Annotated in this window: 10 protein-coding genes; 8 read left to right on the top strand and 2 right to left on the bottom strand. The window is 71.8% G+C overall.

Annotation, left to right across the window (positions count from 1 at the left end):
* The first annotated feature begins 23 nt into the window (after positions 1–23).
* Complete coding sequence (locus tag EBE87_RS02915; protein WP_233560019.1) at positions 24–2,615, top strand: penicillin-binding protein 1A; 2,592 nt, start codon at positions 24–26, stop codon at positions 2,613–2,615.
* 185 nt (positions 2,616–2,800) lie between these two features.
* On the opposite strand, the gene EBE87_RS02920 is transcribed toward EBE87_RS02915, so the two are convergent.
* Positions 2,801–4,759, bottom strand: coding sequence for an acyltransferase family protein (locus EBE87_RS02920; RefSeq protein WP_120640261.1), 1,959 nt, complete (start codon positions 4,757–4,759; stop codon positions 2,801–2,803).
* 157 nt (positions 4,760–4,916) lie between these two features.
* Here EBE87_RS02920 and prfB point away from each other — a divergent pair, with 157 nt between their 5' ends.
* From prfB to rdgB, 5 genes are all read left to right on the top strand, one after another.
* Complete coding sequence (gene prfB, locus EBE87_RS02925) at positions 4,917–6,047, top strand: peptide chain release factor 2 (protein ID WP_120640260.1); 1,131 nt, start codon at positions 4,917–4,919, stop codon at positions 6,045–6,047.
* 12 nt (positions 6,048–6,059) lie between these two features.
* Entirely contained in the window at positions 6,060–6,779 is a 720-nt protein-coding gene (ung, locus tag EBE87_RS02930; RefSeq protein ID WP_120640259.1) for a uracil-DNA glycosylase, read from the top strand.
* Positions 6,780–6,846: 67 nt separating this feature from the next.
* On the top strand, positions 6,847–7,263 hold the full coding sequence (locus EBE87_RS02935) for a pyridoxamine 5'-phosphate oxidase family protein (protein ID WP_120640258.1): 417 nt from the start codon (positions 6,847–6,849) through the stop codon (positions 7,261–7,263).
* Between the two features lie 74 nt (positions 7,264–7,337).
* Positions 7,338–8,054, top strand: coding sequence for a ribonuclease PH (gene rph, locus EBE87_RS02940; protein ID WP_120640257.1), 717 nt, complete (start codon positions 7,338–7,340; stop codon positions 8,052–8,054).
* On the top strand, positions 8,051–8,668 hold the full coding sequence (rdgB, locus tag EBE87_RS02945) for an RdgB/HAM1 family non-canonical purine NTP pyrophosphatase (protein WP_120640256.1): 618 nt from the start codon (positions 8,051–8,053) through the stop codon (positions 8,666–8,668). Before rph ends, rdgB begins: the two co-directional genes overlap by 4 nt.
* 229 nt (positions 8,669–8,897) lie before the next feature.
* On the opposite strand, the gene rsmI is transcribed toward rdgB, so the two are convergent.
* Positions 8,898–9,920: a 16S rRNA (cytidine(1402)-2'-O)-methyltransferase gene (gene rsmI / locus EBE87_RS02950; RefSeq protein WP_120640255.1), complete on the bottom strand. Its 1,023-nt coding sequence runs from the start codon at positions 9,918–9,920 to the stop codon at positions 8,898–8,900.
* Positions 9,921–9,931: 11 nt separating this feature from the next.
* Between rsmI and EBE87_RS02955 the strand changes: the two genes are divergently transcribed.
* On the top strand, positions 9,932–11,083 hold the full coding sequence (locus tag EBE87_RS02955) for a penicillin-binding protein activator (RefSeq protein ID WP_158611637.1): 1,152 nt from the start codon (positions 9,932–9,934) through the stop codon (positions 11,081–11,083).
* A 96-nt stretch (positions 11,084–11,179) separates the two neighbouring features.
* Positions 11,180–12,574 (top strand): ATP-binding protein, encoded by a 1,395-nt coding sequence (locus EBE87_RS02960; RefSeq protein ID WP_120636475.1) that lies wholly within the window; start codon positions 11,180–11,182, stop codon positions 12,572–12,574.
* Positions 12,575–12,674: the final 100 nt, after the last annotated feature.

Raw genomic sequence — 12,674 nt, forward strand, 5'->3', positions numbered from 1 at the left:
CCAGGGTGTAAGGGGAACGCGCCATGGCATCCAATGAACTCCGCGCCGACCGCCCCCTGGTTGGGGACCGTGCCCGCTCCACCCCCCCTGTCGTGCAGCGGCCCGCCCCCGGCGGCCCACCGCCGGGCGGCAAGCCGCCACGCCCGCCGCGCTCCGGCGGCCCCGGCGGCGGCGGCTTCGGGCGCTGGATGCGGCGGCTGGTGGGCTGGGGCTTCTCGATGGGGCTGGCCATCGCCGTGGTGGCCTGCATCGCGCTCTATGGCCTCTACCGCCAGGGCATCGGCGACCTGCCGGACCATGCCTGGCTGGCCGATTACCAGCCGCCGCAGATGAGCCGCATGTATGCGGCGGACAGCCAGCTGATGGCCGAGATGGCGCTGGAGCGCCGCGTCTTCCTGCCCATCGAGGCAATTCCGAAGCGGGTGCAGGACGCCTTCGTCGCCGCCGAGGACCAGCGCTTCTGGGACCACCATGGCGTCGACCCGCTGGGCCTGGCGCGGGCGGTGATGACCAATGTGGAAGGCATGGCCACCGGCCGCCGCGCCATCGGCGCCTCCACCATCACCCAGCAGGTCGCCAAGAACATGCTGGTGGGCAATGACCGCACCCTCATGCGCAAGGTGCGGGAGGCGATCCTGGCCTTCCGGCTGGAATCCGCGATGAGCAAGCAGCGGATCCTGGAGATCTATCTCAACGAGATCTTCCTGGGGCAGCAGGCCTATGGCGTGGCCTCGGCCGCCATGAACTACTTCAACAAGGGCCTGGACGAGCTGACCCTGAGCGAGACGGCCTTCCTGGCCGCGCTGCCCAAGGCGCCGAACAACCTGAACCCCAACCGCTACCCCGAGGCCGCCCGCGCCCGCCGCGACTATGTGCTGGACCGCATGGTCGACGACGGCGCCATCAAGGCGGCCGAGGCGCAGGCTGCGAAGCAGGACCCTATCGTCATTCGCGGCCGCACCCGCCCCGACACGGTGGCGACAGGCCAGTACTTCACCGAGGAAGTGCGGCGCGAGCTGGTGGCCCGCTTCGGCCAGGACCAGACCACCATGGGCGGCCTCGTGGTCCGCACCTCCATGGAGCCGCAGCTGCAGACGGCGACCGAGAAGGCGCTGCGCGACGGGCTGATCGGCTACGACCACCGCCGCGGCGGCTGGCGCGGCCCGGCGGCCAAGATCTCCGCCAGGGATACCGAATGGATGCCGGCGCTGGAGGCCACCGCCCGCCCGGCCGGTGCCCTGCCGGAATGGAAGCTGGCGGTGGTGCGGGATGTCGATGCCCGCGCCGCCAAGGTCGCCTGGCTGGAAAAGCCCACCGATGGCCGCCCCGCCCAGCCCCGCCTGGCGACGCTGCCGCTGGAAGGCCTGTCCTGGGCCCGGCCCAACCGCAACGGCCGCCTGGGCGGCGCGCCGCGCCGCATGCAGGATGTGGTTGCCGCCGGCGACGTGATCCTGGTGGAGCCCACCAACGAAAAGGCCGACCGCGTCACCCTGCGGCAGATCCCGCAGGTGCAGGGCGCCGCCGTGGCGCTGGACCCGCAGACCGGCCGCGTGCTGGCCATGGCCGGCGGCTTCTCCTTTGAGCAGAGCTGGTTCAACCGCGCGACGCAGGCGATGCGCCAGCCCGGCTCCTCCTTCAAGCCCTTCGTCTATCTGCCGGCGCTGGAGATGGGCATCCCGCCCAACCAGCGGCTGCTGGACGCGCCGATCGAGATCATGACGCCCCAGGGCCTCTGGCGCCCGGGCAACTACAGCCGCAACACCAATGGCTGGGTGACCATGCGGACGGCGCTGGAGAAGTCGCTCAACCTCGTCACCATCCGGCTGGCGCAGGAGATCGGCATCGACAAGGTGGCGGATGCCGCCGCGCGCTTCGGCGTCATTCCCCACATGCCGAAGGTGCTGTCGATGTCGCTGGGCGCCGGCGAGACCACGGTGCTGCGCATGGCCGCCGGCTATGCCTCCTTTGTCGCGGGCGGCAAGCAGGTGACGCCGACGCTGATCGACACGGTGCAGGACCGCTTCGGCCGCCTGGTCTGGCGCGCCGACAACCGCCATTGCGACGGCTGCGCCAATGGCCCGCAGGCCGAGCCGCCGAAGCTGCTGGACGACCGCAAGCAGGTGACGGACCCGATTTCGGCCTATCAGATGGTCTCGCTGCTGCAGGGCGTGGTGCAGCGCGGAACCGGCACCGCCGCCGGCAAGGGCCTCAACCGCCCCATCGGCGGCAAGAGCGGCACCACCAACGACTACATGGACAACTGGTTCGTCGGCTTCACGCCCGAGATCGTGGTGGCCGTCTGGGTCGGCTTCGACGACCCGCGCAGCCTGGGCGATGGCGAGACGGGTGGCGGCAACGCGGCCCCCATCGTGCATGACGTGCTGGAGGCGGCGCTGAAGGACAGCCCGCCGGTGCCCTTCCGCGCGCCGCCGGGCATCGCCCTGGTGCGCGTGCAGGCCAGCAACGGCGAAACCATTCTGGAGCCCTTCCGCCCCGGCACCGAGAATGCCGCCCGGGCGCCGATCGGCGGCGGCGGTGGCGGCGAGGGCGGGGATGGCATGGCCCGTTCCGCCGGTGGCGGCGGCGGCGATTCCGCGCTGGGCGGGCTGTACTGAGAAGGCAGGCTGGGGAATGAATTCCCCAGACCCCATCTTTCTTTTTCGGGTTCACGGGTGCGCCTGCGGCGACACCCTCCACCCTTGAAGGCTTGCTCCTCTGGCGGCCCCGCAGTCCGCCTGAACCCGATACTCGAAGAAAGAAGATGGGGGTCCGGGGGAATTCATTCCCCCGGCCTTTTTATTTATTCACTCAGCAACGCGTCCAGCATCGTCACATGGTCCCTCGCGAAGACCGGGCGCAGGTGCTTGTCATCGGCGAATTTCGGCTCGCCTTCCCCGAAGAAGGGGGAGCAGGCCGGGCCGGGGCCGCAGAGATCGGGCAGCGGGTCGATCAGCCCGGCGCCGGTCCGCGCCGCGATGGCGCGCAGGCGCCGGGTGGCATCGGCCATGCCCTCTCGCAGCTCCGCCACCGGCACGCCCTGCAGGATGCCGGGATCGACGCGGAAGCCGTGCCAGGAGCGCGTGACCATGCCCTGCGGGTCGAAGCGCGGGTGGGTCGGCACCGGCAGCAGCAGGTGTACCCGGTGCCCGGCGCGGATCAGCGCCGCCACCTGCTCCTCCAGGTTGGCGTAGAGCAGCTCCTGCCCCGCGGGCGTGGCGGCGGGCAGGCGGGTGCCGTTCCGTTCCACCTGGGCATCGCCGGTGGCATAGCCCTGCCAGAAGGCGCCGATCACCACGTCGCGGATCTCCTGGCCGGCGGCCAGCGCGGCGGCTTTCTGCGGCAGGGCGGCGCAGCCGGCGAAGGCGCCGCCGCGCAGCACGCCCGGCATGGGTGCGCAGCTCGGCCCCACGGCGAAGATGGCGCGGCGGCGCAGTTGCCCAGCCTCCAGCAGCGCCTGGGCACGCGGGCCGTAGTGGAAGACCACGCTGTCGCCGGTCAGCAGCACGGCCTCGCCGCCGGTGCCGATCTCGGCCAGGGTCACCTGCCCCTCGGTGGTGGCACGCATGCCGGGCGTGGGGCGGAAGATGCCGTCGCGGAAGGCGAGGTTGATGCGGGCGATGCTGAGCTCGGGCAGGTCTGGGAAGCGGGCGGGGAAGCCTTCCGCCCAGCGGGCCGCGCCGCCGGTCAGGCCCACGGCCGCCACCAGCGCCAGCAGCGCCAGGGCCTTGCGCGGGGCGCCAGTGCCGAAGCGCAGTGGCTTTTCCACCAGCCGCCAGGTCAGCCAGGCCAGCAGCAGCGCGGCCAGCAGCAGGGCGGCGGCCAGCAGCGGCGTGGGTGCCTGGCCGAGCCGCAGGATGGTGGCATAGGAGAGCAGCGGCCAGTGCCAGAGATAGAGCGGGTAGCTGATCAGCCCGATGAAGACCGCCGGGCGGCTGGACAGCAGCCGGCGGTTGGCCCAGGCGCCCGGCCCCGCCGCGATCACCGCCACGGCGCCCGCCACCGGCAGCAGCGCCGCCCAGCCGGGGAAGGGGGTGCCATGGCCGATCGCCCAGGCGCCGCCCAGGATCAGTGCCAGCCCGCCGGCGGAGGCAGCGCCGCGCCAGCGGGGTGGGAGGGGGGAGGGGGCATCCCGCGTCAGCCAGGCCAGCAGGGCACCGGCCAGCAGTTCCCAGAAGCGGGGGAAGGGCAGGAAGAAGGCGGCGGAAGGGTGGCTGGCGGTGAGGAGGAGGTTGAGGGCGAAGGAGAGCCCCAGCAGCAGCGCCATGAACAGGCCCGGCCGCCAGCGGGCGCGGAAGGCCAGGGCCAGCAGGAAGGGCCAGGCGAGGTAGAACTGTTCCTCGACGCCGAGCGACCAGAGGTGCAGTAGCGGCTTCAGCGCCGCGAGCCGGTCGAAATAGCCGGTCTCCAGCCACAGCGCGATATTGGAGAGAAAGCCGGCGCCGGCCAGCAGGTCCCGCCCCAGCGCCGCCAGTTCCGCCGGCAGCAGCACCAGCCAGCCATAGGCCAGGGTGCAGGCCATCACCAGCAGCAGGGCCGGGAAGATGCGGCGGATGCGGCGGATGTAGAAGTCCAGGATGCTGAAGCGCCCGGCCGCGAGGTCGCGGGCGATAATGCCCGAGATCAGGTAGCCGGAGATCACAAAGAAGACGTCCACCCCGATGAAGCCGGAGGGCACCGCCTGGGGAAAGGCGTGGTAGAGAAGAACAAGCCCCACGGCGATGGCGCGGAGGCCATCAATATCCGCCCGGTAGTTGGTCATTCCGGCTCCGCTCGCTGAAAGGCCCTGCCCGCGCCGCGTTGCCGGTGCCGCCAAGGATCGGTCCGCTCCCGGTTCTGCCCAGCGGCGGGGGGAGCGTCAACCGGGGGCGTGCCCAGCCTCTTTCATGGCAAGGCCCAGTTGCTGTAGGAACCGCTCCATGCGCGCAGATGCCGAGGCCCTGAACGGGCAGATCCAGGATTCCATCGCCCTGCTGCGGCGCCATCTCGACTGGGATGTGGCGCTGCGGCGGTTGGATGAGGTGAACGCGCGCGCCGAGGACCCCACGCTGTGGGACAAGCCCGACCTGGCGCAGGAAGTGATGCGCGAGCGCGGCCGGCTGGCCGACCAGATCGAGGGCGTCCAGAAGCTGGAGCAGAATGTCCGCGACGCGCTGGAACTGATCGAGATGGCGGAGGCCGAGGGCGATGAAGCCACGGCCAATGCCGCCGTCGCCGACCTGAAGGACTTCGCCGCCGAGGCCAAGCGCCGCGAGATCGAGAGCCTGCTCTCGGGCGAGGCCGATATGCGCGACGCCTTCCTGGAAGTGAATGCCGGCGCCGGCGGCACCGAGGCCCAGGACTGGGCCCAGATGCTGCTGCGCATGTACACCCGCTGGGCCGAGAAGCGCGGCTACAAGGTGCAGCTGACGGAGGAATCCGAGGGCGAGCAGGCCGGCATCAAGTCGGCCACCCTCCAGGTCTCCGGCCCCAATGCCTTCGGCTGGCTGAAGACGGAAAGCGGCGTGCACCGGCTGGTGCGCATCAGCCCCTTCGATGCCGCCGCCCGGCGCCAGACGAGCTTCGCCAGCGTCTATGTCTTCCCGGTGATCGACGACAAGATCGAGATCGAGATCAACCCGGCGGACATCAAGACCGATACCTTCCGCGCCTCCGGCGCCGGCGGCCAGCACGTGAACAAAACGGAATCGGGCGTGCGCTTCACGCATATCCCGACCGGCATCGTCGCGGCCTCCACCCAGGACCGCTCTCAGCACCGCAACCGCGTCATCGCCATGGATATGCTGAAGGCGCGCCTCTACGAGCTGGAGCTGCGCAAGCGGGAGGAAGTCTCCGCGGGCATCGAGGCCGGCAAGACCGACATCGGCTGGGGCCACCAGATCCGCTCCTACGTGCTGGCGCCCTACCAGCTGGTGAAGGACCTCCGCACCAACGTCGAGAAGGGCAACCCGGACGCGGTGCTGGACGGCGAGCTGGACGACTTCATGGCCGCCGCCCTGGCCAGCCGCGTCGGCGCCACGCGCTCCGAGGCCAGCGCCAACGCGCGCTGAGGCGCCCGGCGCATGACGCATCCGGCCTGGGGCGCGGCCCTCGCCGCCCTGCCGTCCTGCTGGCGGGAGGCGATCGGCGACGAATTCGGCGCGCCCTACATGGATGCCCTGGCGGAATTCCTGCTGGCGGAGCGGGCGGCGGGCAAGACCATCTTCCCGCCCGAGCCGCTGGTCTTCGCCGCCCTGATGCGCACGCCGCTGCAACAGGTGAGGGCGGTGATCCTGGGCCAGGACCCTTATCACCAGCCCGGCCAGGCCATGGGCCTGTCCTTTTCCGTGCCGAAGGGCGTGCGCATCCCGCCCTCGCTGCGCAACATCCACAAGGAGCTGGCGGGTGATTGCGGCATCCCGGCGCCGGACCATGGCTGCCTGACCCACTGGGCGGATGGAGGGGTGCTGCTGCTCAACACCGCGCTCACGGTGGAGCAGGGCAAGGCGGGCAGCCACGCCAGGGCGGGCTGGCACAGCTTCACGGACCGGGTGATCCAGGCCGTCAATGCCCAACCCAGCCCGGTGGCCTTCCTGCTCTGGGGCGGGCATGCGCGGAAGAAGGCGCCGATGCTGGATGCCGGCCGGCATCTGGTGCTGGAATCGGACCATCCCTCGCCGCTCGCGGCAGCCCGCGCGGCGGTGAGCCCCTGTCCCTTCGCCGGCTCCCGCCCCTTCAGCCGCACCAACGACTTCCTGCGCGCCCAGGGCCGCAACGACCTGATCGACTGGCGCCTGCCCTGACGGCGGCCGATAAACCCGGCCGCCACGCCTGACGTTGCAACGGCACCCTATCACCGGAGCCGTCGCCATGACCCAGCTGAGCCTTTCCGACCTGTCGGAGAAGATGCGTGACATCGACATCGCCATGCTCTCCACCCATGCCGAGGACGGCTCCATCGCCAGCCGGCCGATGAGCAACAACGGCCAAGTGGAGTACCAGGGTGACTCCTATTACTTCGCCATGGAGGACACCCACACGGTGGGCGAGATCCGCCGCAACCCGAAGGTGTCGCTGACCTTCCAGGGCAGCCAGGCCTTTTCCGTCGCCGTGGAAGGCATGGGCGAGATCATCCAGGACAAGGCGGCGTTCAAGGCGCATTGGACGCCCGACATCGACAAGTGGTTCCCCCAGGGCATCGACACGCCGGGCCTGGCGATGATCAAGGTCCATGCCACCCGCATCCACTACTGGAACGGCGCCGATGGCGGCGAGGTGAAGGTCTGACCGTCCCTGGTTTGACAGCGGCGGCGCCCGAGGGGCATTCCTCCGCCCCTTCACGGCCAGACACTGGAGCTGCCATGCGTCCCTCGGGCCGCGCCGCCGACGCGCTGCGCACTGTTATCCTGGAACCCGGCGCCGCCCGCCATGCCGAGGGCTCCTGCCGCATCCGCATGGGCCTGACGGAAGTGCTCTGCACCGCCAGCGTCGAGGGCCGCGTCCCCGGCTTCCTGCGCGGCAAGGGCGAGGGCTGGGTGACGGCCGAATACGGCATGCTGCCCCGCGCCACCCACAAGCGTGGGGAGCGCGAGGCCGCCCGCGGCCGGCAATCCGGCCGCACCCAGGAGATCCAGCGCCTGATCGGCCGCAGCCTGCGCGCCGTGGTGGACCGCAAGGCCATGGGCGAGATGACCATCACGCTCGACTGCGACGTGCTGACCGCCGATGGCGGCACCCGCTGCGCCGCCATCACCGGCGCCTGGGTGGCGCTGCACCTGGCCTTCGAGCATTGCATCAGCAAGCGCGTGCTGGCCCGCAACCCCATCACCGGCCAGGTCGCCGCCGTCTCCTGCGGGCTGTGGGACAACGAGCCGGTGCTGGACCTCGACTATGCCGAGGACAGCGCCGCCCAGGCCGATGCCAATTTCGTCCTGACCGGCGCCGGCGGCATCGTGGAAGTCCAGGCCACCGCCGAGGGCACGCCCTTTTCCGAGGCGCAACTGTTGGGCCTGATGGCCCTGGCGAAGAAAGGCACGGCGGAACTCTTCGCCGCGCAGAGGGAGGCCATCGGCGCATGAGCACGCATCGCAAGCTGACCGAGGAAACCGTCGTCCTGGCCAGCCACAATGCCGGCAAGGTGCGGGAGAACGCCGCCCTGCTGGCGGAATACGGCGTGACCATCATCAGCGCCGGCGACCTCGGCCTGCCGGTGCCGGAGGAGACGGAGACCACCTTCCTTGGCAATGCCACGCTGAAGGCCCTGGCCGCCGCCCGTGCCTCCGGCATGGTGGCCCTGGCCGATGACAGCGGCTTTTCCGTCGCGGCGCTGGACGGCGCCCCCGGCGTCCATACCGCCGACTGGGCCGAGCAGCCGGGCGGTGGCCGCGACTATGCCGCCGCCATGGCCAAGGTGGAGAAGCTGGCCCGCCACGGCACCGACCGCGGCGCCTGGTTCACCTGCGCCCTGGTGCTGGCCTGGCCCGATGGCCACACGGAAGGCTTCGAGGGCCGCTGCCCCGGCACCTGGGTCTGGCCACCGCGCGGCGAGGCCGGCTTCGGCTACGACCCGATGTTCCAGCCGGAGGGGATGACACAGACCTTCGCGGAAATGGACCCGGCGGAGAAGCACCGCATCAGCCACCGGGCACGGGCCTTCGCGATGCTGGCGGAAGGCTGTCTCGTCAGGCGGTGAGGACGGGCCAGGGGCGCTGCCCCTGGACCCCGCCGGGGTGGAAAGTCCACCCCGGACCCCGCTTCAAGTTTTCATAGAAAAGGCCACGCGGGCTGGGGCCGCAGTCGCCGGAGGTCCATGACCTCCGGCGGAACCGGCCTGCCGCTAAACTGATGGCGGGGTCCGGGGTGACCCTGTCACCCCGGCGGGGAAGTCCAGAAGGGGCGGCGCCCCTTCTGGCCCTGGCCTGTTATCCTTGTTCTTCCCGCAGTTCCAGCGCCCGCGCATAGACCTGCTTGCGCGGCAGGCCGGTCGCCGCCGCCACCAGGGCCGCCGCGTCCCGCAGGCTTTCCCCGGTGGCGAGTGCCGCGCGCAGGCGGGTGTCCAACTCGTCCTCGCCGGCGGTGGCGTCTTCCTCCGGCGGTCCCACCACCAGGGCGATCTCGCCGCGCGGCGCGTGTTCGGCGTAATAGGTGGCCAGTTCCGGCAGCGGGCCGCGCCGCACTTCCTCGAAGCGCTTGGTCAGTTCCCGCGTCACGGCGGCGGGGCGGGGGCCGAGGGCCTCGGCCAGGGCGGCGAGGGTTTCCGCCAGCCGGTGCGGTGCCTCGTAGAAGACCAGCGTGGCGGAAAGCCCGGCGCGTTCGGCGGCGCGCAGCTTGGCCAGCTCGGCGGCGCGGGCGGCGGCGCGGGGCGGCAGGAAGCCCAGGAACAGGAAGGGGTGCGGCGGCAGGCCGGAGAGGGTCAGCGCCATCACCGCCGCATTGGGGCCGGGGATGGCGGAGATCTCCACCCCCGCCGCGATGGCGGCGCGCACCAGGCGGTAGCCGGGGTCGCTCATCAGCGGCGTGCCTGCATCCGAAACCAGAGCGAGGCGTTTACCTTCCGCCATCCGCGCCAGCAGGCGGGGGGTGGCCTGGTCTTCGTTGTGATCATGCAGCGGCGTCAGGGGGGCTGAAATTCCGTGCCTTGCCAGCAGGGGGGCGGTAACCCTGGTGTCCTCGCACAGGATCGCGTCGGCTTCCCGCAAGGTGGCCACGGCGCGGGGCGAGAGGTCGCCGAGGTTGCCGATCGGCGTCGAGACCAGGATAAGTCCGGGCCGGCTGCGGCCGGACGGGTCATTCAGGCCGGATGAGCCCCCTGGCGGGGCATCCGGTGGAGGGGAGGTTGGCGTTGCGCTTCCAGTGGTCGGCTGGTCCTTTGGGGGATCGTCCTGTGGCACGTCGTGGTACTCCCTCGGGGACCTGGAGGCGGACGCGCCGCCTCCTGCTGTCATTCGGTGCCCTTGTGGCGCTGTCCGCCTGCGCGCAGCAAGTCCCCGCACCTTACTATGGTGGCGTGGCGCCGCTGCCGCAGGGCCAGGCGCTGCCGCCGGAGCCGCAGCGCGCCAAGGTGGCGCTGCTGCTGCCGCTGACCGGCAGCAATGCCCAGCTTGGCCAGGCGATGCTGAACGCGGCGCAGCTCGCGCTTTTCGAGCAGGGCTCGCCGGGCTTTGAATTCGTCCCCCGCGATACCGGCAGCACGGCGCAGGGCGCCGCCGAGGCCGCGCGCGCCGCCATCGCCGGCGGGGCGCGGGTGCTGGTGGGGCCGCTGACGGCGGGCGAGACCGCCGCCGCCGCCGCACCGGCGCGCGCCGCCGGGGTGCCGATGCTGCCTTTCACCAATGACGCCAACCAGGCCTCGGCCTCCGTCTGGCCGCTGGGCATCACGCCGCGGCAGCAGATGCGCCGGCTGGTGGCGGGCGCGCATGCCCAGGGGGCGCAGCGCTTTGCCCTGGCCGCGCCCTCCGGCGCCTTCGGACAGCAGCTGGCGGATGGGCTGCGGAGCGCGGCCTCCGACCTCGGCCTGCCGCCGCCCACCATCATCACCTATCCGGCGGCGGCGGCGGCAAGCCTCGCGGCCCGGGACGTGGCACAGAAGCTGGCGCCTTCCGAGGCCACGGCCTCTCCCATCGCGCCGCAGGGCGGCGCCGCGGCGGACCTGCTGATCCTGGGCGAGAGCGGCGCGCGGGCGCGGGACTTCGCCGCCGGGCTGGCCGAGTCCGGCATGCCGGTGCCGAAGCTGGCCGGCACTATCCTCTGGGCCACCGACCCCTCGCTGGCCCAGGTGCCGGCGCTGGCCGGCGCCTGGTATCCGGGCCCCGACCCCGCGGCCCATGCGCAGTTCGAGAGCCGCTTCCAAGCCGCCTTCGGCACCACGCCGAGCCGCGTGGTGGGCGTGGCCTATGACGCGGCGGCCATTGCCGCGCGGGCGATGCGCGGCCAGCCGGATGCGGTGCCGCCGATGCCGGTGGGCGAACTGGTCCTGGGCGCCGATGGCGCGCTGCGGCTGGGCCAGAATGGCGAGGTGCAGCGGGCGCTGGCCGTCTTCGCGCTGACGCCGGGCGTGGAGGGGCAGGTGGTGCAGCCAGCCGACATGCCGGGCTCCGTCGGCTTCTGATGTCACAAAACGGACACGCGAAAGCGGCGGCGTGACCCGCTTTGCTGGCGCGCCGCCTGGAGTCCTGGGCGCGCCAGGGGAGGAATAGGGTTCCGCATGCCTCAGAGTGAGACGCCGCCATTGTCCTGGGGGCGTGTTCTGGCCTCCGCCACCCTGATGGGCGGGGTGCCGGTGCTGGTTTTCCTGGGCTTCGGTGCCGCCGGGGCGCTGAGGCCGGCGCTGGCGCTGCTGGGGGCGGGGCTGTCCGCGCTGGCGGCGCTGGCTGTCTCGGCGCTGTGGCTGAGCAGCCTGGCGCGGCTTTCCGCCGTGCTGCGCCGGGCGCTGGACGGCCGGGGCGAGGAACCGGTGCCCGCCAGCCTGCCCCTGCTGCCGGCGATGCGCGACATGGCCGAGACCACGGCGCGGCTGGCCCGCAGCCTGGATGAGCGCGGCGCCCTGGTGGGCCGCCTGCGTCGCGCCGATGCCGCCATCCTGGAAAGCCTGCCCGACCCCCTGCTGGTGCTGGCCGAGGACCGCACCGCATTGCGCGCCAACCGCGCGGCGCGGCGGCTCTTTGGTGTGCCGGAGGCGGATGCGCGGCCTTTATCCGGAGACACCGGCGCGCTGCTGCGCCACCCCGCCCTGGCCGGCGCGGTGGACCGCGCCCTGGCCGAAGGCAGCGTGCAGACCGCCGATCTGGTGCTGCCCGTGCCCATCGCGCGGGAGCTGGCGGTGCAGGTCATCCCGCTCGACCCGCCGCTGGCCGATGGCGGCCGGCTGATCGTGCAGCTGGTGGACCGGACGCGGGAGCGAGCGGTGGAGCGGATGCGCGCCGATTTCGTGGCCAATGCCAGCCACGAGCTGCGCACCCCCCTGGCCAGCCTGATCGGCTTCATCGAGACCCTGCGCGGCCCGGCGGAGGACGACCCGGATGCGCGCCGCCGCTTCCTGGGCATCATGGCCGAGCAGTCCGAGCGGATGCGGCGGCTGATCGACGATCTGCTGGGTCTGTCGCGCATCGAGCTGCAGGAGCATCAGGCCCCGACCGGTGAGGTGCCGCTGGCGGCCCTGGCGCGTTCCGAGGCCGAGGCCCTGGGGCCCATCCTGGCGGCGCGGCAGGTATCGCTGGACCTGTCCCTGGATGACGCGGCGCTCGCCGCCCCGGCGGACCCCGGGCAGTTGGGCCAGGTGCTGCGCAACCTGCTGGAGAACGCGGTGCGTCACGGGCGGCAGGGCGGCAGGGTGCGCCTGACGGTGCTGCGGGCGGAAGGCGCCCGGCCCGGCGTGGTGCTGGAAGTGAGCGATGACGGCCCCGGCATCCCGCGCGAGCATATCCCGCGCCTGACGGAGCGTTTCTACCGCGTGGACAAGGGCCGCTCCCGCAGCGCGGGCGGCACCGGCCTGGGGCTGGCGATCGTGAAGCACATCGTCAACCGGCACCGCGGGCAGTTGGTGATCGAGAGCGAGGAAGGCTCGGGCGCGACTTTCCGGGTGTGGCTGCCATCTTCCTGAAGGTTGCGTTGGGTTGGTGGTGCTGGCGGATTTTTTTATGATCGGGTGTTGACCCTGGGGTCTGGGGTAGATATTTACGGCCTCCCGCTGCTGAGCAGTT

Source organism: Teichococcus wenyumeiae (genome assembly GCF_003696345.1).
In the GTDB taxonomy this organism is placed as follows: Bacteria; Pseudomonadota; Alphaproteobacteria; order Acetobacterales; family Acetobacteraceae; genus Pseudoroseomonas; species Pseudoroseomonas wenyumeiae.